This window comes from Senegalia massiliensis (assembly GCF_009911265.1).
Lineage (GTDB): Bacteria > Bacillota > Clostridia > Tissierellales > SIT17 > Anaeromonas > Anaeromonas massiliensis_A.
The window spans coordinates 160,334-182,056 of sequence record NZ_QXXA01000004.1; the positions used below are offsets into that span (position 1 = coordinate 160,334).

27 protein-coding genes and 1 riboswitch are annotated in these 21,723 nt (G+C 25.1%); of the genes, 5 read left to right on the forward strand and 22 right to left on the reverse strand.

Annotated features, from left to right (window positions below; all coding sequences use genetic code 11):
• Nucleotides 1-158: 158 nt before the first annotated feature.
• Complete coding sequence (locus D3Z33_RS03100) at nucleotides 159-800, reverse strand: hypothetical protein (RefSeq protein ID WP_160196316.1); 642 nt, start codon at nucleotides 798-800, stop codon at nucleotides 159-161.
• Between the two features lie 136 nt (nucleotides 801-936).
• Between D3Z33_RS03100 and D3Z33_RS03105 the strand changes: the two genes are divergently transcribed.
• The gene (locus tag D3Z33_RS03105) at nucleotides 937-1,245 is read left to right on the forward strand and encodes a hypothetical protein (RefSeq protein WP_160196317.1); all 309 of its coding nucleotides are present in this window, start codon (nucleotides 937-939) and stop codon (nucleotides 1,243-1,245) included.
• Between the two features lie 21 nt (nucleotides 1,246-1,266).
• On the opposite strand, the gene D3Z33_RS03110 is transcribed toward D3Z33_RS03105, so the two are convergent.
• Nucleotides 1,267-1,896 (reverse strand): DUF4397 domain-containing protein, encoded by a 630-nt coding sequence (locus D3Z33_RS03110; protein WP_160196318.1) that lies wholly within the window; start codon nucleotides 1,894-1,896, stop codon nucleotides 1,267-1,269.
• A gap of 161 nt (nucleotides 1,897-2,057) precedes the next feature.
• Here D3Z33_RS03110 and D3Z33_RS03115 point away from each other — a divergent pair, with 161 nt between their 5' ends.
• Nucleotides 2,058-2,258 (forward strand): DUF378 domain-containing protein, encoded by a 201-nt coding sequence (locus D3Z33_RS03115; RefSeq protein ID WP_160196319.1) that lies wholly within the window; start codon nucleotides 2,058-2,060, stop codon nucleotides 2,256-2,258.
• A 27-nt stretch (nucleotides 2,259-2,285) separates the two neighbouring features.
• On the opposite strand, the gene D3Z33_RS03120 is transcribed toward D3Z33_RS03115, so the two are convergent.
• From D3Z33_RS03120 to D3Z33_RS03150, 7 genes are all read right to left on the reverse strand, one after another.
• Complete coding sequence (locus tag D3Z33_RS03120; RefSeq protein WP_279279059.1) at nucleotides 2,286-3,104, reverse strand: carbon-nitrogen hydrolase family protein; 819 nt, start codon at nucleotides 3,102-3,104, stop codon at nucleotides 2,286-2,288.
• Between the two features lie 4 nt (nucleotides 3,105-3,108).
• Complete coding sequence (locus D3Z33_RS03125) at nucleotides 3,109-3,567, reverse strand: hypothetical protein (RefSeq protein WP_160196320.1); 459 nt, start codon at nucleotides 3,565-3,567, stop codon at nucleotides 3,109-3,111.
• A gap of 72 nt (nucleotides 3,568-3,639) precedes the next feature.
• Complete coding sequence (locus tag D3Z33_RS03130; RefSeq protein ID WP_160196321.1) at nucleotides 3,640-4,185, reverse strand: class IV adenylate cyclase; 546 nt, start codon at nucleotides 4,183-4,185, stop codon at nucleotides 3,640-3,642.
• Between the two features lie 10 nt (nucleotides 4,186-4,195).
• Complete coding sequence (locus D3Z33_RS03135) at nucleotides 4,196-4,882, reverse strand: metallophosphoesterase (RefSeq protein ID WP_160196322.1); 687 nt, start codon at nucleotides 4,880-4,882, stop codon at nucleotides 4,196-4,198.
• A gap of 13 nt (nucleotides 4,883-4,895) precedes the next feature.
• A complete protein-coding gene (locus tag D3Z33_RS03140) occupies nucleotides 4,896-7,136 on the reverse strand; it encodes an ATP-binding protein (protein WP_160196323.1) in 2,241 nt (746 codons plus the stop codon).
• Nucleotides 7,136-8,233 carry a metallophosphoesterase family protein gene (locus D3Z33_RS03145; RefSeq protein WP_160196324.1) on the reverse strand — a complete coding sequence of 366 codons (1,098 nt, stop codon included), beginning with the start codon at nucleotides 8,231-8,233 and terminating at the stop codon, nucleotides 7,136-7,138. The genes D3Z33_RS03140 and D3Z33_RS03145 overlap by 1 nt, the downstream gene beginning before the upstream one ends.
• Nucleotides 8,234-8,590: 357 nt before the next feature.
• A complete protein-coding gene (locus D3Z33_RS03150) occupies nucleotides 8,591-9,286 on the reverse strand; it encodes a YjjG family noncanonical pyrimidine nucleotidase (RefSeq protein ID WP_160196325.1) in 696 nt (231 codons plus the stop codon).
• A 145-nt stretch (nucleotides 9,287-9,431) separates the two neighbouring features.
• On the opposite strand from D3Z33_RS03150, the gene D3Z33_RS03155 reads away from it, so the two are divergent.
• On the forward strand, nucleotides 9,432-10,082 hold the full coding sequence (locus D3Z33_RS03155) for a hypothetical protein (RefSeq protein ID WP_160196326.1): 651 nt from the start codon (nucleotides 9,432-9,434) through the stop codon (nucleotides 10,080-10,082).
• Nucleotides 10,083-10,130: 48 nt separating this feature from the next.
• Here D3Z33_RS03155 and hcp read toward each other — a convergent pair whose 3' ends face one another.
• From hcp to trhA, 6 genes are all read right to left on the reverse strand, one after another.
• On the reverse strand, nucleotides 10,131-11,774 hold the full coding sequence (hcp, locus tag D3Z33_RS03160) for a hydroxylamine reductase (RefSeq protein ID WP_160196327.1): 1,644 nt from the start codon (nucleotides 11,772-11,774) through the stop codon (nucleotides 10,131-10,133).
• A gap of 86 nt (nucleotides 11,775-11,860) precedes the next feature.
• The gene (locus D3Z33_RS03165; RefSeq protein WP_160196328.1) at nucleotides 11,861-12,898 is read right to left on the reverse strand and encodes an HD-GYP domain-containing protein; all 1,038 of its coding nucleotides are present in this window, start codon (nucleotides 12,896-12,898) and stop codon (nucleotides 11,861-11,863) included.
• 53 nt (nucleotides 12,899-12,951) lie between these two features.
• A complete protein-coding gene (locus tag D3Z33_RS03170; RefSeq protein ID WP_160196329.1) occupies nucleotides 12,952-13,548 on the reverse strand; it encodes a metal-dependent hydrolase in 597 nt (198 codons plus the stop codon).
• 94 nt (nucleotides 13,549-13,642) lie between these two features.
• Nucleotides 13,643-14,389 carry an APH(3') family aminoglycoside O-phosphotransferase gene (locus tag D3Z33_RS03175; protein WP_160196330.1) on the reverse strand — a complete coding sequence of 249 codons (747 nt, stop codon included), beginning with the start codon at nucleotides 14,387-14,389 and terminating at the stop codon, nucleotides 13,643-13,645.
• Between the two features lie 51 nt (nucleotides 14,390-14,440).
• Nucleotides 14,441-15,403 carry a tocopherol cyclase family protein gene (locus D3Z33_RS03180; RefSeq protein ID WP_201750418.1) on the reverse strand — a complete coding sequence of 321 codons (963 nt, stop codon included), beginning with the start codon at nucleotides 15,401-15,403 and terminating at the stop codon, nucleotides 14,441-14,443.
• Nucleotides 15,404-15,422: 19 nt separating this feature from the next.
• The gene (gene trhA / locus D3Z33_RS03185; RefSeq protein WP_160196331.1) at nucleotides 15,423-16,073 is read right to left on the reverse strand and encodes a PAQR family membrane homeostasis protein TrhA; all 651 of its coding nucleotides are present in this window, start codon (nucleotides 16,071-16,073) and stop codon (nucleotides 15,423-15,425) included.
• Between the two features lie 116 nt (nucleotides 16,074-16,189).
• Here trhA and D3Z33_RS03190 point away from each other — a divergent pair, with 116 nt between their 5' ends.
• Complete coding sequence (locus D3Z33_RS03190; RefSeq protein ID WP_160196332.1) at nucleotides 16,190-17,017, forward strand: hypothetical protein; 828 nt, start codon at nucleotides 16,190-16,192, stop codon at nucleotides 17,015-17,017.
• Between the two features lie 19 nt (nucleotides 17,018-17,036).
• On the opposite strand, the gene D3Z33_RS03195 is transcribed toward D3Z33_RS03190, so the two are convergent.
• The 7 genes from D3Z33_RS03195 to D3Z33_RS03225 are packed head-to-tail and all read right to left on the reverse strand — an operon-like array spanning nucleotide 17,037 to nucleotide 21,171.
• On the reverse strand, nucleotides 17,037-17,414 hold the full coding sequence (locus D3Z33_RS03195) for a PH domain-containing protein (protein ID WP_160196333.1): 378 nt from the start codon (nucleotides 17,412-17,414) through the stop codon (nucleotides 17,037-17,039).
• A gap of 47 nt (nucleotides 17,415-17,461) precedes the next feature.
• Nucleotides 17,462-17,716, reverse strand: coding sequence for a YkoF family thiamine/hydroxymethylpyrimidine-binding protein (locus D3Z33_RS03200; RefSeq protein WP_160196334.1), 255 nt, complete (start codon nucleotides 17,714-17,716; stop codon nucleotides 17,462-17,464).
• On the reverse strand, nucleotides 17,704-18,375 hold the full coding sequence (locus D3Z33_RS03205; RefSeq protein WP_160196335.1) for a class I SAM-dependent methyltransferase: 672 nt from the start codon (nucleotides 18,373-18,375) through the stop codon (nucleotides 17,704-17,706). Before D3Z33_RS03205 ends, D3Z33_RS03200 begins: the two co-directional genes overlap by 13 nt.
• Before the next feature lie 12 nt (nucleotides 18,376-18,387).
• Complete coding sequence (locus tag D3Z33_RS03210) at nucleotides 18,388-19,137, reverse strand: ABC transporter ATP-binding protein (protein WP_160196336.1); 750 nt, start codon at nucleotides 19,135-19,137, stop codon at nucleotides 18,388-18,390.
• A complete protein-coding gene (locus tag D3Z33_RS03215; RefSeq protein ID WP_160196337.1) occupies nucleotides 19,115-20,122 on the reverse strand; it encodes an ABC transporter substrate-binding protein in 1,008 nt (335 codons plus the stop codon). The genes D3Z33_RS03210 and D3Z33_RS03215 overlap by 23 nt, the downstream gene beginning before the upstream one ends.
• A gap of 16 nt (nucleotides 20,123-20,138) precedes the next feature.
• Complete coding sequence (locus tag D3Z33_RS03220; protein ID WP_160196338.1) at nucleotides 20,139-20,909, reverse strand: ABC transporter permease; 771 nt, start codon at nucleotides 20,907-20,909, stop codon at nucleotides 20,139-20,141.
• Complete coding sequence (locus D3Z33_RS03225; RefSeq protein WP_160196339.1) at nucleotides 20,881-21,171, reverse strand: thiamine-binding protein; 291 nt, start codon at nucleotides 21,169-21,171, stop codon at nucleotides 20,881-20,883. The genes D3Z33_RS03220 and D3Z33_RS03225 overlap by 29 nt, the downstream gene beginning before the upstream one ends.
• Nucleotides 21,172-21,237: 66 nt before the next feature.
• Nucleotides 21,238-21,340, reverse strand: a riboswitch (TPP riboswitch).
• 105 nt (nucleotides 21,341-21,445) lie between these two features.
• Here D3Z33_RS03225 and grxC point away from each other — a divergent pair.
• Entirely contained in the window at nucleotides 21,446-21,706 is a 261-nt protein-coding gene (grxC, locus tag D3Z33_RS03230; protein ID WP_160196340.1) for a glutaredoxin 3, read from the forward strand.
• Nucleotides 21,707-21,723 lie beyond the last annotated feature (17 nt).

The window sequence follows — 21,723 nt, forward strand, 5'->3', positions numbered from 1 at the left end:
TTTTTATATTTACAAATAAAGAATAACCTAAAAAAGGATAAAAATCAAGTTACACTTATTATTATTTTGATTAAAGTATCATTTCTATCTGTACTACATATGATTTATAGTGGTAACAACTATAAAGTGATATAACTTAACTTTAAAGTTAAGTTATATCACTTTATTAGATCTTTTCTTTGTCTATATCTATCTATTATTAAATTTTCTTCGTCTTTTAAATTTAGGTTTTTAATTTTATTTAGCTCTTCATCTAATTTTTTTTCTATAATTTTTCTAGCTAACTCTTTATCTTTCTTTTTTATAAATTCCGGTTCATTTAGTGCTAAATATTTTATTGCATCTCTTATTTCACTATTTATAAATCCATTTATTGATTTATATTTTTTAACTTTAGGTTCTATTTCTTTCTTATAAATATTTCTAATTATATCTCTATGATAATATTTAAGTAACTTTACAGATCCTTCAGTTAAGGCATATATGGAAATTGAATCATCACATCGTCTATTTTGAAATTTATTTTTTAACTTTTGTGGTATTTTTTCCTTATTGTTGGTTCTCTCTATTACATATTTTTTACCTCTATAATTATATATTTCAATAATTACCATTGGGTTTATATTTCTTTTAATTTTAGGATCTAAATTAAATTCTTTATCATTGAATATAATACCATCATAATCTTTACAATGATAGTAAATAACTCCGTTTGTTATTATATGCTTTTCTAGTAGCTCTCCCCACATCTGTACTGCCAAATCATTACTTATAGTTTCTAAATTAAAGTTTTTCTTCATATCCTTGTCCAACTCCTCTTAATAAAAGAATAGAACATGTATTCGTAATTGTCAAGAATTTATTTTAATATTTAATATAATATATTGATTATTTTAATTTTTTATTGTAAAGTAAGTTTTATAAGGTGGTGAATATATGAATACAATAAATCAATTTGTAAAATATGTTAAATTAGATGAAGAAAAAAGAATTCTTTTAGCTGTTCAAAATAGCTATCAAACTTTTTTACATGAAGAAGAGAGTAAAAAAATGATATTAGAAGGTTTAAAATCTATTTTAAATGATGATTTTAAAAAATTAGAAATAGGTAAAAATGTTTGTAGAATAACAGTTCAAGAAGGAAAAGAAGAAGAATGTAAAGAGAAAATATATGAAGAACTTGTAAAAAGTCTAGAAATGGCAATGGCTTTTATGTCACAAATGCAAAATAAGGATAATCAGTAATTGATTATCCTTATTTTATATTTAATATGATGCTTTATCTAAAGCTATAATAGCTTGTAATGGCTTATTACCTTTTACAGTTCCTACAGCATATACAGTATAATATTGACTTGGATTTAAAACTACATTTGGAACTGTTAAAACTACATCATCTGTTCCAGCTATTCTGACTTGTAATGTATATCTACCAGGATCAACTAATATTTTTTTACTAACTTCTCTAAAACCAATATTTTCAAATAATTTTTTTCCATCTGATAGAGTTACATCTACTTTAGGTGCATCCGGTACTAAATGAACAAATTTTACTTGTGACATATTAGGAGGAATAGTATAAGAAGTATCATTTATAACTAATGGTTGTATATCATTTAAAAAACCAGTGGCTGCAATAGTATAATCAGAATTAGGCATTATATTTATAACTGTATCTATAACTGGATTTGACCTAGTTCCTGTAGCAAAAACTTGAACATTATATCTACCATTCATTAATGGCAAATATTCAGTGAAATTTTCATAAGTTAAATTTTGTGCAATTAATGTGTTATTTAAATATACATCAACACCTGGAGCATCTGGAGATGCATGTAATATCCTTGCATAAGAAGTATTATATCCATATCCATAATTTTTTGTATTATAATACATATTTATCACCTTTTATTAATTTTTTTATTCTCTATTTTATAATATTCAAATTAACTTATTTAGTTACATTCCCGAAAAATAAAATTCAACTAAATGTATAATATTTGAAAAGCTAGTAATACTATTCATATACAAATTTAGTTTATTAGGAGGTTTTAAATATGGATAGATTGGCTTTAATTTTAGTTATTGTTGGAGCACTTAATTGGGGACTGATTGCATTATTTCAATTTGATTTAGTTGCCTCATTATTTGGTGGTCAATCAGCTTTTTTAAGTAGAGTAGTATATGGATTAGTAGGACTTGCAGGTTTATACTGTATCTCACTTTTATTTAGAGAAAGAAATGGAACTGAAAAATAAGAAATAGGATCAAGTATCTACTTGATCCTATTTTTCAAATATGTTATATAAATCTTTTCTTCTATGTTTCAATAGAGGTAGTTCTATTCTAATATTTTTAATTTTATTTAAATCTATTTGCCCAACAATAATTCCTTCTTCAAATTCTAAAGTATCTACTATATCACCCCAAGGGTCTACAATTAATGAATGTCCATAAGAATCATATGAAAGTTCATCATTTAATGCACCACTACATCCAATAGTATAAACTTGATTATCAAGAGCTCTTACTTTGAATAAATCTTTCCAATGTGCCGGCCCTGTAGTCATATTAAATGCAGCTGGAGTAATTATTATCTTAGCCCCTTTATCTACCATTATCCTTGATAATTCTGGAAAGCGAATATCATAACAAATTTGAAGTCCTATCTTACAATATTCAGTATCAAATACAGTAAATTTATCACCTCTACTTAATACATCTGATTCTTTAAATTTAGCTCCATTTTTAATGTCAATATCAAATAAGTGTATTTTTCTATGTTTTGCTATAATTTGTCCCTTTCTATCAAATACATAACTAGTATTATATATCTTTCCATTAGCATTTTCAGGAATAGAACCTGCCACTATGTACTTTTTTAATTGAATGGCAAGACTAGAAATAATTTTTAATGTTCTACTATTTTTCTCTTCTTCACTATATTCTTTAAAATATCTTATATCATAGGGACAATTAAACATCTCTGGCAAAACTATTATATCAGCACCTAATTCTGATGCTTTTTTTATCATACTTTGTGCTTTAACTAAGTTAATACCTTTATTTTCTTCTACTCTCATTTGACACAAACCAATTTTCAAAGTATCACTCCTTAGATGTAGTTAATAGATTTATAACTTTTTCTATTTTTATAATTTTATTGTTCATATCTTCCTTAAGAATAGGTTTAAAGCAATTCATAAAAGATATAGCTGATTCTAATTTGTCACTATTTTGATCTCTAAATGAATTATTATGAGCTTTTATATTATCTTTAGTTTTATAAATATTCTTTTTAGTATTTACTAATTTTGAAACTAGTTCTTTGCTTTTTCCTCCACTATATTCACCAATTTCTATTAATATCATTTCTATTCTATCAATACTAGGTAAATCTACTTTGGCCTCTATTAAGCCATCGTATTTATTTAATCTAACTCTATTTATTTTATCTAAAATGTCAAATACATCTTCTACTTTTGATAAAGTTAACTGTTGGTTTTCTGGAAAATATCTTTTAATGTTTCTTATCATTTTTACTTCATTTCTATAATTTTTGTTCAAAATACACACCTCTATCCTTATATGAATTTCATATAATTATGATATGCATTTTGTAAAATAAAAGTGAGAAACTTACTCTAACCCTGCATCACGTCGTAATTCTGTAATTGACTTAGTAGTTATTTGACTTTTATCTAATTCTAATAATTCTATTGCTCTATCTAAATCCTTCTTGTTTTTTATTTCTATTTCCATATAAGTTTCTGGATAAGTATCTTTATCCCAAGTATCAATTTCAAATAAAATACCTTTAAACTCATATGAAATCCTTTCTTTATACCCAATATAACTTGTTACAAGGCCTAACATTTCAAATATCTTAAACATATTTTCACTATTATCTATTCTTACTTCTATTTCTTTATTCTCCCTATATTCTTTATCAGATAATATTGTTTTTAAGGTTACCTTTTCTACACAATTATTATTAATGTTTTGTTTTGTTGTTCTTATTCTTAGGTAGCCATTATAGTCATTTTCTACTCTCTTATCTTTAGTATCTAGTATTATATTTTTTTGTTTTTCATCCTTTATTTTTTTTGCACCTATTTTTTCTAATTTATTTATTATTTTTTCTTTGTCTATCCCTAAAACTTTTACTTCAAGCTCCTTAGTCAAAAAATCACCTCTAATCTACTATTTTTATAGGAATAAAGTTTATATAGTCACTTGCTATACATCTAAATTCTATTCCATCAATTATTCCTTCTTTTACAAATTTATGTCCTTCTCCATGAAGATGACCATAAACACATATATTTACATTATATTTTCTCATAATTTCTACAAATTCATTAGTTTTACCAGATACATTAAACGGCGGATAATGAATCATAACTATCTTTACTGGCATATCTTTAATACTTTCTAATGATAATATAAGTCTATTAATTTCTCTATCAAATATTTTTTTATCTTTATCTTGAAACTCATCACTATCTTTAGCAATCCAACCTCTTGTTCCAGCAACCCCTATGTTATTATATTTATACCCATCATTGAATAAAAAATGAATATTATCAAGTTCTAATTTATTTAATTTTGACTTAGTTTCCCACCAATAATCATGATTTCCTTTAGAAATTATTTTATAACCTGGAAGTTTAACAATCTTTTTTAAGTCAATTTCTGCTTCTTTTAATTTTAGCCCCCAGCTTATATCTCCAGCTAAAAGTACTATATCATTATCTTTTATTTTTTTATTCCAATTATAAAATATTTTTCTTTCATGATTTTCCCACTTAGAACTAAAAACATCCATTGGCTTATCACCAATAGGGTCCAAGTGTAAATCTGCAATTGCATATATAGCCATTTTTTCACCTCTGTTAAATTTCAATATAATTAAAATTATATCCTTTATTTTTTAATATATTTTGCTCTCGTGTTTGACAAGTAAACAGTATAACTTGTCTTTGTTTTGATTGTTCATAAATAAAATCTAATATAGAATCAAGCCTTATATCATCATATTGTATAAAGCAATCATCTAATATTAATGGTATTTTTTTATCTTTTTTTATTATATCTATAATGCCAAATCTAAGAGAAAAATATATCTGATCTATAGTTCCATAACTTAAATTCTCTATATCAATCAAAACATCATCTTTAGAAACAATTTTGGTCTCTAAGTTTTCTGTTATCTTTATATCTTTATATTTACCTTTTGTAATTGTAGATATAATATCAGATACTTCTTTGTTAAGTTTAGGAGCAAACTCTCTATGAATACTTTTAGATATCTTTTCAATTGTTTCTTTAGCAATTTCTATAGATTTAATTTCATTTTCACATTTTAATATTTGTTGTTTTTTTGTATAGATTTGTTCTTCAATTTCTTGAATTGGACGAAATAAGGAATGCATAGTTTTTATTTTTTCTTCTAGATTAGAAATTTCTTTATCTCTTTCTATAATAACATTATTCAATTCAGATAATTTTTCCAGTAAAGAATTATCTTCTAAATAAAATTTACTTATATCAATATCAGAACACTTTTTTACTTCTTCTTCTAATTCTTCAAAAGTTTTATTAGATAATATACCACTTAATATCTCTCTTTTGTAATTTATTTCGTGTATTATATTTTCAAATTTTCTCTTCTTGTCTATGCCTTTCTTTAATTCTTCAGGAGTTTCAAATTTGTTTTTATCTAATATAAATTTAATACCCATCTTTTCATTATTTAATTTTGCCTTAAGTCTTTCTAGTTCAACATTTTTTTCTACTAGCTGATTTTGTAAAAATCTTTCATCTTCTCTTAATTCTTCTCTTTTTAAATCTTTTTCTCTATTATATATATTAATTAAATTATTATTATCATTAATAACACTTTGTTTGTTCTTAATTTTAATATTAAGATAAAAATTTATTATTATAAATATAAATGACATAATAAAAAATTTATTATCTAATAAAAATCCTAGAGTTAAAGAAACAATCAAACAAACTAAAAATATTATAAAAAATGTTTTAGTAAGCATAAGAGATTTTTTAAAATTCTTGTTTTCTTTTAGTTTTTCTGTATTAGTATTTAAATTACTATTTAATTCATATTCTTTAATTTGATCATTTATAGAATTTAACTTTTCTTTTATATCTAAGATATTTTTATTTATTCTTTCTATATTTTCTTTTATTGTATCTATAGTATTTTCATATTTTATTATTTCGCCATAATCTTCTATTTTAATATCTTTATATTTTTTAATCTTATAAGAGTTTTTATGAAGAATATCTATTTCTTCTAATAATTTATTTGCTTTTTCATATTTTACATTTAATTCTTTACAATTATGTTTATAAATATCATCTTCTAACTTTTCTTTTTTCTTATATAATTCATCTAATATATTCTTTTTTTCTTTTAATTCTAGTTGAAATTCTTTAGTATCAGAAAATAATTTATAGGCCTTTTCTTTTTCTATATCTAAATCATTAACCTCTCTAATTAAATTCCCATAAGGAGAAGTCCTAAGCCTATTTTTAGTCCCTATATCATTTAATCTTTTTTCTAATCTTTCTATTACTTTTTTTATTGATATTTCGTTATCTAAACTGCCTCCTAGATTTATTAAGTTATCTTTTACTTCTTTAGAAAATCTATCTTCAGTCTTACTTTTAAGCTGTGAAATACTTATAGTATTTTTATATATAATTTTATTTATCCCAAAATGAAGACTACTAGGTTCTATTGTTCTGGAAATAGGATTATATTCAAACATTCCACTTATATTTTCGCCTGTTCTTTCATCAAAGATTTTTACATCATCATTACCTTTTATAAAATTACGTTCTACTCTAAATAAATCATTATTATAATAGTATTTTAATATTCCTTGATATTTACTATCATTCCACGGAAAATACTTTTCATAATCCTTAGTATATCTTTTTGTTTTTGTATATGACTTAACAAATCCAAAAAGCATTGATTCAATAAATTTATGTATAGTACTCTTCCCAGCTTCATTTTCACCATAAATTATATTTAAACCTGGTTTCAATATAATTTTTTTATTGTTAAACTTCCCAAAAGAAAGAATATTTAATTCACTTATATTCATTATATACCCTTCTCTCTTAATAATTCTTCTAACCCTATAGTTAAAGCATTGGTTATAGTTTCATCTTCTAAACCTTTATCTTTCATTTCCATTATATATCTGCCAATGATATTTTCTTCATTATTTTTTAATAAACCTTCTAAATCATAATTTTCTTTTGTATTATCTGTTATTTTTATAAAATAAAATTTATCTTTTAATTTATATTCTAATTCTTTTATTTTAGGCTTTATGTCTTTGTCTATAAAACCATTTAAAATTATCCTAAAGAAATCCTTTTGTAATCTTTCATTATTATCTACATTAATTACATTATCTAATATATCATTATAAGTCATATCTTCATTTATATTTAATCTTTTTATATGATATCTTCTATTAGCTAATGATATAAACTTTGTTTCTAAGCCATTTTTATCTATTATCCCTTCAATAATACCATGATCACCTGTTTCACCAAAGTCTAAAGGTTCTGGACTTCCACAATAACAAATATTATTAGATATATATTGATGCTTATGTATATGTCCTAGGCCTATATAATCAAATTCTAAATCCTTTAAATGATTTTTATCTATTGGCATATATTTTGATTTTTTATCTATTATATCTCCATGAAGTAATAATATATTATTTCTATCTTTATTTAATTTAATATCTTTAAATCTTTGTGCTGATTTTTCTTTTTCATACCAACTGAGGCCCCAAACATCAGTATTATATTTTTCAAATGATAATTTACTCAAATTCTTCTCTTTGATTATATATACATTTTTATTCCAATCAATTAAGTTATATAAAGATTTTTCATTCAAATAATCATGGTTTCCAGTTATCATAATTATATTTGTATTTTTTATATCCTTAAAACTATCATTTATAATTTTCAAATCAGCTATAGTACATAATTCATCTTCAAACAAATCTCCTGCTATAAGTAAAAAATCTATTTTTTCACTTTTACATCTTTTAACTATATTTAAAAAAGTATCTATTATTTCAATTCTTTTATTTTTACTTGTATCTTGATCTAATTTACTTGTCGTAAATTTCATGCCAATATGTACATCTCCTGTATGAATAAAACTAATACTCATTTTTCCACCTTCCTTTAGAACATATATTCGATATTTTTTATAAGAATCCTTTATTTAAATTTAATTTTATTTATAATTGAAATACTACCATTATTATAACAGTATGATAATAATAATCTCGACAAAGTTCATGAATTAATAATAAATTAAATTTTAATGCTATATTTGTGATGCTTTTGCTATTCTTCACTTTCATATATATTACCTTTATGTGACTTAAAATATGGTATATGGGCTGGCAATTCTATTAGAGGAGTAGCTCCTGTAGCAACTTTTTAGGTATTGTATTTAATAATTCTAAATCTGGAGAGAGAAAATCAGTTTAATGTTAACAAAAATAATAAGCTAAAAAGCTTATTATTTTTGTTTGTATATTATTTTTTTTATTTCTGAAAAATCATGAGCTTCATATTTGGGTTTTATTTCTGTATTATTTTTATTATTATTTGGATTATACCAAAGAGTATCAATGCCGAAATTTAAACCGCCTTTAATATCTGATTTTAAGCTATCTCCAATTATTATTAAATCTTCTTTTTCAGTGTGGTTTATTCTATCTAAAGTCAATTTAAATATTTCTGAATCGGGTTTTTTAAATCCTACCTCTTCAGATATTATTATATCTTCAAAATAATTGGCTATTTCTGAATTTCTTATTCTCACATTTTGAACTTTTGATAAGCCATTTGTGATTATTACTAATCTAAAATCACTATGTATTTCTTCTATTAATTCCTTTGCTCCTTTTAAAAGAAATGAACTTTCTTTTAAAAAATCCATATATTTAAAACTAAATTCACTAGGATCAATTTTTATCTTAGTTTCTTTAAAAAACCTTCTAAATCTTTCCGATTTAAGATCTTGTGCTGATATTTTACCATCTTCAAATTCATTCCATACGGCTTTATTATGTGTTTTATACATAGATAAATGTTCTTTTTCACTATATTCATAATTAAAATAACTAATTGAATTTTCAAGCGCATATTTTTCTGCTTTTTCAAAGTCAAAAAGTGTCATATCTGCATCAAATATTATTATATTATATTTCAATATTAACTCTCCTCTCATTCGTTTTTTAATTGTATCACATTATATATGTTTATTTAAGTGTTATATATTATGAATGTGATACAAATCACTTATTTATTGCTTTTTTATGGATATAATTATACTAGATATAAAAGGAGGTATTTTTATGAGTAAATTTTTAGGTCCAATCCATTATTGGTTATTTAATAAAATAAAATTACATGAGGAATTAGAAAAAAACATTGTAGAAAGTTTAGAAGACAAATATGGTCTAGAAATAGAGCAAACACATTTATATTTTATTGACTATCATGGAAGTTTAATAGAAGATAAACCACTAGAAGAACTTATAGACACAAGTAATATCCATGGATGGTTGCAAGAAAAAATTGATATTGCTGAAACAAGGTTTGCAGATTTCATTACTACTGTATTAGACAAATTCCCTAGTGAATCTATTGTAATTATTGAAAAAGAATATGAAAAGCAAGGAATAGAATGCGGGATAGATTCCAAAGGAAAATACCCAGTAAATAATGCTATGGAAATTTACAAATCACTAAATAATTATATATTAGATGGTATGCCTTGTGATAATACCAATAATATAATAAATTCAACTGAAAAAGAAATAGAGTGGAAGATTACAAATTGCCTTCATAAAAAATATTGGGAAAAAGTTGATGGTAATACTGAAGTATTTTACAATTTAAGATCCCTTTGGAATAGTAAGTTTGTAGAAAATGCTAATACTTCATTTGAATATCAATACATTAATAATGAGGGTAAATTAAATCATAAAATTTATCAAAAATAACATAAAAAATAAAGAGTGAAATTTCACTCTTTATTTTTTATATTTATATTATGCAGTTTGTCCTTCACTCATGAACATTTCAATATCACTTTCAACTTCTCCATTTGGAGCTATACCAAATTTTTCAACTAATACATTAGCTACATTTGGTGAAAGGAATGCTGGTAATGTTGGTCCTAAATGAATATCTTTTACTCCTAAAGCAAGTAATGCTAATAATACTATTACTGCTTTTTGCTCATACCATGCAATATTATATGATATTGGTAATTCATTTATATCTTCTAATTCAAATACTTCTTTAAGCTTCATTGCTATAACAGCTAATGAATATGAATCATTACATTGTCCTGCATCAAGTACTCTAGGAATTCCTCCTATATCACCAAGTGGTAATTTATTATATCTGTATTTTGCACATCCAGCTGTAAGAATAACTGTATCCTTTGGAAGTTTATCTGCAAATTCTGTATAATAATCTCTTGATTTCATTCTTCCGTCACAACCTGCCATTACAAAGAATCTTTTAATAGCACCTGATTTAACAGCATCTACTACTTTATCAGCAAGTTCCATAACTTGATTATGTGCAAACCCACCTACTATTGATCCAGTCTCAATCTCTGTTGGAGGATCTAACTTTTTAGCCATTTCTATTATTTCTGAAAAGTCTTTTTTACCATTTTCATCTGATTCTATATGAGTACATCCTGGATATCCTGAAGCTCCTGTTGTAAATATTCTATTTCTTATTTCTTCTTTTCTAGGTGGCACTATACAGTTTGTTGTAAATAATATAGGACCATTAAAGCTTTCAAATTCAGTTAATTGTTTCCACCATGAGTTTCCATAATTGCCTACAAAATGATCATACTTCTTAAATGCTGGGTAATAATTTGCTGGTAACATTTCACTGTGTGTATAAATATCTACACCAGAATCTTTTGTTTGCTCAAGTAATTGTTCAAAATCTTTTAGATCATGTCCTGATACTAATATAGCAGGATTATTTCTTGTTCCAATATTCACCTCTGTTATTTCAGGGTTTCCATAAGTTGAAGTATTAGCTTCATCAAGTAATGCCATTGCTTTCACTCCAAAATTCCCTGTTTCCATTGTTAAAGCTACTAATTCATCAGCTGATAAACTATCATCTAATGTAGCTTGAAGTGCCTTATACATAAATTCACATATTTCATCATCTGATTTCCCTAAATTAACAGCATGATCAGTATATGCTGCCATACCTTTTAAGCCATAAGTAATTAATTCTCTTAAAGATCTTACATCTTCATTTTCTGTATTAAGAACCCCTACATTTTCACCTTTTTTAACCATATCCTCTTTTCCATTAACTTTAAAAGTAGCTGAATCATGCAACTCACTTACTCCTACTTTTTTTCTTAACTCATCTCTTATTTCAATCATTTTATCTATTTCTTTAACTATTGAATCTTCATCAAAATTAGCATTAGTTATTGTTATAAATAAACCATTTAGCATCTTATTATTAACATCACCTAATTCACTTGCAGATAAATCTCCTTTTACTACTATTTCAGATATCCCTTTTAACGTATATATTAAAAGGTCTTGTAAATTTGCTACTGTGCTGGTTTTACCACAAACCCCTCTTACAGTACATCCTACATTTTTTGCTGCCTCTTGACATTGATAACAAAACATTGACATCATAAAACCTCCCTGTTTTCTCTTTATCTATATAATAATACATACAATAAACTCTATCTGTGATTCATATCACAATAAAGGTTATTTTAATCTATGATGTCTATAATTTCATATTCTTTATCTTTAAGAAGATCTACAAAATTACCATTTATATTTACTACAGGTCGTGTGGGAATTGCTTTGTTTGTATATATTATTTCTCCAATTGACCCATCATTTAATCTTACAATATTTCCTATATAAAACTTAGAAATATTGTTTAAAAAAGTAGTGGTAATCTCTCCATCTAATATACCAAAGCTATTATATAGCATTTCTTCTGCAGCAATAAAAGGAGATTTTCTTTTCCTATATACTTTATCAGTTGTCATAGCATGAAATACATCTGCAATTGCTATAATTTTACCAAATTCATGTATCTGATTAGATTTAAGACCTAATGGATAACCACTACCATCTTCTCTTTCATGATGCTCAAGTGCTCCATATAATATATCTGAATTTATATTATTAATCTCCTTTAGTATCTTATAACTATTTATTGTATGATTAATTATTACAATAAATTCTTCTTCACTTAAAGGCCCTGGCTTATTCATTATTTTTTCTGGAACTTTTAACATACCTATATCATGAAAAAGACCTGTTATTAATAGATCTTTTAATCTATTACTTGAATATCCAAGTAATTTACCAATTGTCGTTGCTAATAAACTGACATGAGCAGAGTGATTAATTAAATAACTACCGCTATCGTCTAACTGCCTTAATCTTGAAAGTATATTATTATTAGTTGATATAGATTTTATCATTTCATCTACTTCATGATCTATATCACTATTTAAAACTTTATTTCCTATTTTTATTTGATTAAATAGTAGCTCTAATTTAGATTTCAAATTATTATAATTCTCAAAGAATCTATCTCTTTTAATTTTATTATCTAGATGTTTATTTTCTATTAATACATTTATTCTATTTATATTTAATTTTTTAAATCTATTTATATGTGCTTTTGATAATATTGCCCCTGCTGATAAAGCTATAGTATTTTTTTCAGGTATATATACATCTTTATTTAATATCATTCCAGGTACAACTTCAGTAATTTTTATAATCGCCAATATAATCCCCTCTTTTAAATAATATAATTCTATAAATAAATCCATTTTCCTCCTTAAAAAATAATAAAATTAAAATATTTTAAAATACTGTAAAAAGAATATATTAATAAAATAAATGATACAATATTCTCTATAGTTCCACCGGTTTTAATTGATAAAGGAAATGAAAAATTTTCACTAAAAGGATAAAGTAATTCTATTCCTCCCTTAGTAAAAAGGTCTGCTATAAGATGAAATAAATATCCAATATAAAAACCTAAGTATAATTCTTTATACCCAAATTCTAGGGTTAAATCTTTTCCTAATTTAATAAAAAGAAATATTCCCAATAAACTATGTGTAAAACCCCTATGTTTAGATACTCCAATTAAAATAGTTATAGTTCCAGACAATAAGAACAAAGAATTATTATTTAAACTATAAATATATAATAAACCTAGTCCTATCAAAGTATAAAATAAAATTTTATATGATTTGTTTTTGTGTTGAAGTAATTTCTGATTAATTTTGCTCTTTGGATGATCAATATCAGGCATTAATGAACCTATTGATGTTCCAAGTATAACTAAAGAAATACTTTCTATTTCTCTATATAAGGCAATTGTAACCCCAGCTGCTAGTCCTACTATTAAATGTGTCTTGCCTTTCATTTCAAACCTCCATATTCAAAGATAAAGAACGTTAGTTCTATTATACCATATAATAAAAGACTTGTTAGTAAGAAAAACAAGTCTTTTATTATATCTAATTTATTAATTTATCTATATGAGAATAATATTCTAATCTTTCATAATCTACATTTACAAGTCCATATTCTTCTAAAAATAATTTTAACATATCATAATTTCTATAATTTAATACTATACTTTTAATTATGACCGAAAGGTCCACATACCTATCACCTATTCCAGACCTTCCTAAATCAATAAAACCAGATATATCATTGTTGTTTATAATTATATTTGGAAAACAATAATCCCCATGGGTAAATACTAAATCTTCCTTTTTAGGTTTAGATTGCAACAGAAATCTATAAATTTTTGGAATTCTATTTTCATTATACATATTTTTAATTAATTTTAATTTATCTTCTATAGTTTCATTAAAACTACAATCAGATATATCTATATTATGTATTGTTCTTAATCCATTAGCCACTTTTTTCACTAAAAAATATGGTTTTTTTAATATCTCTTGAGTTAATGCATCTTTACCAGGTATCTGAGTTAAAAGTAAATATTCATATCCATCTACCTTTTCATAATAGTGTACTTCTGGAACTGATAACTTTCCTTTTAACCAATTAAGCTTTACGCTCTCTGATTTAAGATAAGAAAATTTGTTATCCAAAGCAATTTTCAAAAAATAGTCTTGTTCATCATTCTTATCTTTCAATAGGAAGACTTGAGAACCAGAGCATCCTTTGTTATTTCTTATAAATATCTTATCTTTAATAATTTTTCTTAATTTTATTGGCATATCATATTTCAAGATTCACACCCCATTTTAACTCTTTACTTTATGATATGATTAAAAATAAATTTATATTAGTCTTCCTTTTACTTCAAATCCTGAATTTTTTCCTGTATCCTTAAAAATAACATTATTATTTTTATCTTTTAATTCTACATCTATATAAGATGTTAGGCTTTCTTCAACTGTTCCATTCATATTACCGTTTTTAGGTGATATAAGCCTAGTAGTATTATTTTTAATTATATTTACATTTAAAATGTATTCAGATTCACTTACTGAAATTTCTATATTTCTATCATAATATTTTAATTTATCAATCTTTGCACCTGTGTAAGTAGTAAATCTATATAATTTTTTATCATATAGTAATCCAATCAAAAACCCATTAAATTCTCTGCTTAAAAAAGGAATATTTGCAACAGATATGAATATAGAATTGTTTTCTTGTGAAAAGTGATTAGATTGAGCCCATATCCAAGATTTAGGAAATGAAGTACCCCAATCTTTTTCTATATATCCCTTACCTTTATAAAAATCAATATTTCTTGAATCTATAGTCAGATTACCTATAATATCATGATTCATACTAACTACTCCATGATAACATTCCATAAAAGGTAAAAATCTATACCATCCCATTGCACCTGGAGAAAAAAAATTAACTGGCCATTCAAACAGATTATTAAACTCTAATGTCCCTTTTAACTTTAACCCTTTATGATCTATATCTAATATAATTTTTTCTTTGCTAAAAACATTATTTCCTATTTTGACATAAAATTTATCCTCTTCATAAATAAAGTCATCATAGGAATACTTTATATAATAAGCTTTATTACTATTTCCATCATTTATTTGAATGAAACTATGTCTTTTATCTTTAGATTCAATTGAAATTCCAGGTATTAGTGCAAGGCTATTTTCTCCATTTTTATCTACTATTTTAAAATACCAGCCTTCAAAATATTCTTTTCCTTTATATCTTCCTTGAAAATTTTCTGGTTTCCATATGTTTTTTATACTTTTCATTTATATCCCTCATTTGTTTTTATGCATTTAAACTTGGTAATAAAAATAATATAGTGAAAAAATGACATACACTTCCCCCTAGAACGAATAAATGCCATATAGCATGATTAAACTTTATTTTTTTATTTGCAAAAAATATTGTTCCAATAGTATATGATAATCCACCTGCAATCAAAAATATTATACTTTTTAAGCTTATTGTATCAATAAGAGGTCTAATTGCTATAACAACTAACCATCCCATTCCCAAATATAATAGTAAAGATAGTATCATAAATCTCTTTACAAAAAATATTTTAAATATTATTCCTACAATAGCTATACCCCAAACTATACCAAACAAAGTCCATCCTAGTTTTCCTCTTAGTGGAATAAGAGTAAGTGGTGTATATGTACCTGCTATAAGTAAATATATAGATGCATGATCAAATATTTGAAAAATATTTTTTACACTTCCTGCTGGAAAACTATGATAAAGAGTTGATGATAAGTATAATATTACAAGTGTAGAACCATATATAGCAAAGCTTACTACATGCCATACCTCACCATATATTGAAGCTAATACTACTAGAAGAGTAAGTGCTGCTATTGAAAATCCTAGTCCTATTCCATGTAGTATAGCATTAGTTATTTCTTCACTTTTTGAATATAATGATTTTGTATCCATTTTCATTCTCCTTTATAATCTTATATCATCATTATATAGTATTGACTATATAATTGTAAAAATATCTTATATTAATTAAAAATATTGGGTATAAATTATTGAATTGGAGGTGTCTTATGAAATATTTAAAATGGTTTTTATTTATATTACTTATACTAATTATTTTTATAATAATACTTGCTTTTTCAAATGAAGAAATAATATCTAGTGATAAGTTAGATAGAGAATTCTTAATAGATAGAGTTGTATTTCAATCAAATTTAGATATTTATGATAAAAACACTGTTAATTTTAATGAAAAAGAAGTGAATGGATTATTAGCTAAAAGATTAGTAGAAAAGCTAAATTCAAGTATATCTAATGATCCAGAAATACAAAATATATACTTGCATTTAAAAAACGAAAAAATAGTTGCAAAAACTTCCTTTAAAAGCTTACCTGTTGTCATTACTATGGATTTAAGTATAAATTTACAGAATGATAAAATTAACTTTAAAGCTTCAAATTTTAAAATAGGTAAATTACCACTACCCAAATTTTTATTTAATAGCTTAGGACTTAAAGATATAAATAATTCTTTATATATAAATACAAATGATTTAACAGAAATAGACATTTTAAATATTAATTTAAATAAGGAAAATATAGAAATTAGTTATAAAACCAATAATGATGAAATTATTGAAAAATATATACCAAGTGACCAAAAAAAGTTTATAAAAGAAATGGAAAGTATATTGGAAGAAAATGAAGTTTCTAAAAAATTAGCTAATAATATTATACGAGTGGCACTATTATATGGTAATAATAAGGAAATTCCTCAAAATTTAATAAATGACCTAAAAAATAATTTTATAGACTTAGATAATAAAATAAAAGCAAATTTAGTTTTTATAACTTTACAATATAATATTGATTATTTTATAGAAATATTATTAAAGTAAGAGCAAATTTGCTCTTACTTTAATTTAATACATATCCTGCAAGTATTTTTTGTACTTTGTTAATGTTATTATTTTTACCAAACTGTTTTGAAATGGGAGCACTTGTACCTGAAATCCATATCTTAAGTTGTGAATCCATATCAAAATGACCTGCTGTTTCTACACTAAAATGTGTAATACTTTTATATGGTATAGAATGATATTCTGTTTTCTTGCCACTTACTCCTTGCTTATCTATTAATATAAGTCTTTTATTTGTAAACACAAATAAATCTCTAAAAATATTAAATGCCCTCTCGACATGCTCTCCATTTGCAAATATGTCTATTAATTCTTCTTCAATCTTTTCTATATTAGCTTCTGAAGCATTGCCTAATAGGTTATCAAATATGCCCATAAATACAACTCCTTTTATAGTTTATATTAATATGATATATTTAATAATTAATTTTTACAACCACAAATATTTGAAATCTTTATATCCATAGTGAAATCACAAATATCATCTAATTCATTATATATGGAATTTATTAAATTTAATATTTCTTTTTTACTTCCTCTTATAGTAGTGGATAAGATACCAATACTATATTCTAAATCTGTCACCTTTATAATATCTAATACTTTTTCAATATGATTTAAATAACCACTGCTACCAATAGGAGTAAAAGAAATCTCACATGCAGCTATTTTTTCCATAGGGCACATATGAAACCTCCTTCTTTAATCTTAGATAATTCTTCTTCTTTTTCCATACTGATATTATTTTTTTCAGTACATGGAGGTATAAATAAACATTCTTTAGTTTCTACTAGATTATCAGATTGAATACCAATAAAGTCTTCTATTGTTTTAAATTCAGCATGTTTGAATACAGAATTTTTCTGAAAATCTTCTGAAAGATATAACTTACCCCAACTACTGTCTTTATTTATAGTCCCAACAAGTATTTGTCCATTTGGTTTAACTACTCTAAATACTTCATCTATAGCTTTTTTGGTATCTTTAATGAATTCAAATGCTGCCATAGAAAATACTGCATCGAAACTTTCATTATCAAATTCTAAATTATATATATCCATATTTAAAAAATCAATATCTAAGTTCTTTTCCTTAGCTTTTTTTCTAGCTACATTTAACATTTCATCAGATATATCTACTCCTATTACTTCACAACCTAATTCCTTTAATCTAATACTAAAGTTTCCTGTTCCACATCCAATATCTAAAACTTTCATTCCCTTAAATGGTTTAAACAAATCAAATGCACATTTAGTTTCAACCTTATCTACAAAATTTCCCATTTTGGTATCATACCATTTATCATAATTGTTAGCTTCTAAATCAAATACTGCCATCAAAACACTCCTCTACAATATATCAAGTATATGCTTTTTAATATCATTAAATTTATTTGTTGTAACTATATCCCTACTTCTTGGTCTTGGTAAATCTATTACTATTTCTTCTTTTACCTTTGCTGGTCTTTCAGATAATATATATATTCTATCTGATAAAAATATCGCTTCTTCTACATCATGCGTAATAAAAAATATTGAAGCCTTTAATTCTTTTAATACATCTAATAACCATATTTGCATTTTAGACTTAGTTATAGCATCAAGCCCTCCAAATGGTTCATCAAGTAGTATTATATCTTCTGAAAACATATATGTTCTCAGAAGTGAAGCACGTTGTCTCATTCCTCCGGATAATTGATGAGGATATTTATATTCAAAACCTTCTAATCCAAATATATTAAAATATTCTTTTACTATTTCCCTAGCTTGTCTTTTACCTATACCTTTTAAGACTAAAGGAAGTGATACATTATCAATTATCTTTTTCCAAGGCATAAGTAAATCTTTTTGATACATATAGCTTACTCTACCAGTTTTTGATGTATAGTCTTCGCCTTCTATATAAATATTTCCCTCATCAGGTTTTATAAGTCCTGAAATCATATTAAATACTGTACTTTTACCACTACCACTTGGTCCTAATATGGTTACAAATTCTTGTTCTTTTAAGTTTATAGTAATATCATCTACAATTAATAAATCTTCAAATGACTTAGAAATATGTTTTAATTCTATCTTATTTTTCTGGTAAGAACTCATTTGTATACGCCTCTTGTACATTAAGTTCATTTTCTATTAGTTCTCTCTCATACATCCAATTAGCATAGTTTGTCCAAATTTCAGATTTCATTTCTCCCCATCTATCTATGTCTTTTTTATATTCACCTGCCAAATATTTCTGGCTTTCTATTGCTATATTTTCATCTATTTCTGGATTGTCTTTTAACAGTTCCGTTGCTGCATCTTTTGGATTTTCTATAGCATACTCATATCCTTTACTTGTAGCTTCTAAAAATTTTTCTGCAAGTTCTGGTTTGTCTTTTAATAATTTTTCATTTGCAATTATAACTGGAGTATAAAAGTTTAGGTTTTCATCAAAATCTTGAAGTTTAATAAAATTTAAGTCTATTTCTTTTTCTTCTGATGCTACTCCATCCCAACCATAATAGATCCAAGTAAAGTCTACATGATCTTGTACAGCAGTGAAGAAATCTAAACTGCCTATATTAACCATTTCTACTTTTGAAAAATCTGCATTATCTTTTTCCATGAGTCCTTTTATCATAGCTTCTTCCATAGGAGCTCCAAATCCACCGTATTTTTTACCTTCAAAATCCTTCGGTGATGTTACACCATCTTCTTTAAGAGAAGCAAATCCAGAAGTGTTATTTTGTATTATAGCTGAAATAGCTTTTACAGGAAGTGGATTTTCTGATGTTCTAGCATAAGTAACTTCTTCTTGATAGCTAATCCCAAAATCACCTTGTTCATTTGCTATTAAATTTGCAGTACCACCTTCAGATGGTTGAATGATTTCAACATCTAATCCTTTTTCTTCATAATAGCCTTTATTTTTTGCTACATATAACCCTGTATGATTTGTATTTGGTACCCAATCTAAAACTACAGTTACTTTTTCTAACTCTTTATTTTCTTTTGACTCTTTATTTTCTTTATTTCCACAACCTACTAAGATTAATGATACTAATAAAAATACTATAAATATAGAAAATATTTTTTTCATTTATATCACTCCATTTTTAATTTTTATTTGTTCCTTTTGCCCAAGGCATTAAATAATTCTGTAATAAATTAATAATTTTAAATAATATCATGCTAAGGATAACTATTATAATGATTACTGCAAAAAATTTATCTAATGCAAATGAATGCTTAACTCTCAACATATATACACCAAGACCATCTTTTCCTCCAAGCCATTCTCCTATAACTGCCCCCATAATACTATATGTTGCAGCAATTCTAAGTCCTGAAAAAAAACTTACCAAAGAAGCTGGGAACTTTACCTGTTTAAATATTTGAAATTTACTCGCTCCCATAGACTTAAGTAAATTAATTAAATCTTTATCTACTGATTCAAGCCCATGAATTAAGCTAACTAATACTGGAAAAAAACAAACAAGTATTACTACCATTATTTTAGGTAACTTTCCAAATCCAAACCATGCTGCAAAAAGTGGTGCCAAAGCTATTATTGGTACAGTTTGAGAAATTATAACTATAGGATAAATTGCTTTTTTTATAAATTTTACATTATCCATTACAATTGCTAACACTATGCCTAATATTATAGCTATAAGAAATCCAATAGCTGATTCTTGAAGGGTAGTAGAAATATGTGGCCATATTTCTGAGTTTATCTCTGAAAATACTTTTATTATATCTATAGGAGAAGGTAATATGTATCTTTCTACAATACCAACTCTCACTACTACCTCCCATATAAATAACAAGAAAAAAAAGAAAATACTTGGTATTATTTTATTTTCTATATTTGCCCACCTTTTCATTCATTGTCACACCTTCTGGTTTATAATCTATTTTAACTACTGATAATATTCTAGAAGCCCCTTCTCTTACACAGATATCTTGAGCTTTTTTTACTATATTAATAAGCTCATCAAATTCTCCCTCCATTGTAGTACCCATAGGTCCTACTTCATATTTAACTCCACAACTATCAATGTATTTTATAACTTCGTCCACTACATCATATAGTCTTTTCTCTTCAACACGTGGTAATACTTGAAGTTCCACATTTACAATTGGCACAAAAATCATCTCCTTATATTTAAATTAAATAAACCCCTTCATATGCATGAAGGGGCCAATAACCATAAACTAAAAAATTATTCTCCCTTCGCTGGCATTATCCAGTGCAGGTTCATGGGTCGAAATTCATATTTCCTCTCAGCTAATTTTAGCTCCCCAGATTTTTATTATTTTCGTGTTAATTGTAATACATTAAATTTTAAATGTCAATTATATTAATTAATGATATAATTGTAAAGCAGGTTAATCACATAAAATTTTAGGAGGTTTTTTGATGAGTAATAATGTTACTATATATACTTTTTCTACTTGTCCTTATTGTATAAGAGCAAAAAGATTAATGAATAATAAAGGTGTTAAATATGAAGAAATTGAAATAAGTAATAATAAAGAAAAATTAGAAGAATTAAAACAAAAAACTAATAGTACTACAGTACCTCAAATTTTTATAAATGATAAATTTATAGGGGGATGCGATGATATTGTAGAACTTCACAAAAAAGGAGAATTTGACAAGGTTTTTGGAATAAAATAAATAGCGACTTTTAGTCG

What these genes read in the sequence shown, in the direction of transcription:
- D3Z33_RS03100 (WP_160196316.1), bottom strand. Translation starts at nt 800, where the DNA reads ATGAAGAAAAACTTTAATTTAGAAACTATAAGTAATGATTTGGCAGTA.
- D3Z33_RS03105 (WP_160196317.1), top strand. Translation starts at nt 937, where the DNA reads ATGAATACAATAAATCAATTTGTAAAATATGTTAAATTAGATGAAGAA.
- D3Z33_RS03110 (WP_160196318.1), bottom strand. Translation starts at nt 1,896, where the DNA reads ATGTATTATAATACAAAAAATTATGGATATGGATATAATACTTCTTAT.
- D3Z33_RS03115 (WP_160196319.1), top strand. Translation starts at nt 2,058, where the DNA reads ATGGATAGATTGGCTTTAATTTTAGTTATTGTTGGAGCACTTAATTGG.
- D3Z33_RS03135 (WP_160196322.1), bottom strand. Translation starts at nt 4,882, where the DNA reads ATGGCTATATATGCAATTGCAGATTTACACTTGGACCCTATTGGTGAT.
- D3Z33_RS03140 (WP_160196323.1), bottom strand. Translation starts at nt 7,136, where the DNA reads ATGAATATAAGTGAATTAAATATTCTTTCTTTTGGGAAGTTTAACAAT.
- D3Z33_RS03145 (WP_160196324.1), bottom strand. Translation starts at nt 8,233, where the DNA reads ATGAGTATTAGTTTTATTCATACAGGAGATGTACATATTGGCATGAAA.
- D3Z33_RS03155 (WP_160196326.1), top strand. Translation starts at nt 9,432, where the DNA reads ATGAGTAAATTTTTAGGTCCAATCCATTATTGGTTATTTAATAAAATA.
- hcp (WP_160196327.1), bottom strand. Translation starts at nt 11,774, where the DNA reads ATGTCAATGTTTTGTTATCAATGTCAAGAGGCAGCAAAAAATGTAGGA.
- D3Z33_RS03170 (WP_160196329.1), bottom strand. Translation starts at nt 13,548, where the DNA reads ATGAAAGGCAAGACACATTTAATAGTAGGACTAGCAGCTGGGGTTACA.
- D3Z33_RS03180 (WP_201750418.1), bottom strand. Translation starts at nt 15,403, where the DNA reads ATGAAAAGTATAAAAAACATATGGAAACCAGAAAATTTTCAAGGAAGA.
- trhA (WP_160196331.1), bottom strand. Translation starts at nt 16,073, where the DNA reads ATGGATACAAAATCATTATATTCAAAAAGTGAAGAAATAACTAATGCT.
- D3Z33_RS03190 (WP_160196332.1), top strand. Translation starts at nt 16,190, where the DNA reads ATGAAATATTTAAAATGGTTTTTATTTATATTACTTATACTAATTATT.
- D3Z33_RS03195 (WP_160196333.1), bottom strand. Translation starts at nt 17,414, where the DNA reads ATGGGCATATTTGATAACCTATTAGGCAATGCTTCAGAAGCTAATATA.
- D3Z33_RS03200 (WP_160196334.1), bottom strand. Translation starts at nt 17,716, where the DNA reads ATGGAAAAAATAGCTGCATGTGAGATTTCTTTTACTCCTATTGGTAGC.
- D3Z33_RS03205 (WP_160196335.1), bottom strand. Translation starts at nt 18,375, where the DNA reads ATGGCAGTATTTGATTTAGAAGCTAACAATTATGATAAATGGTATGAT.
- D3Z33_RS03210 (WP_160196336.1), bottom strand. Translation starts at nt 19,137, where the DNA reads ATGAGTTCTTACCAGAAAAATAAGATAGAATTAAAACATATTTCTAAG.
- D3Z33_RS03215 (WP_160196337.1), bottom strand. Translation starts at nt 20,122, where the DNA reads ATGAAAAAAATATTTTCTATATTTATAGTATTTTTATTAGTATCATTA.
- D3Z33_RS03220 (WP_160196338.1), bottom strand. Translation starts at nt 20,909, where the DNA reads ATGAAAAGGTGGGCAAATATAGAAAATAAAATAATACCAAGTATTTTC.
- grxC (WP_160196340.1), top strand. Translation starts at nt 21,446, where the DNA reads ATGAGTAATAATGTTACTATATATACTTTTTCTACTTGTCCTTATTGT.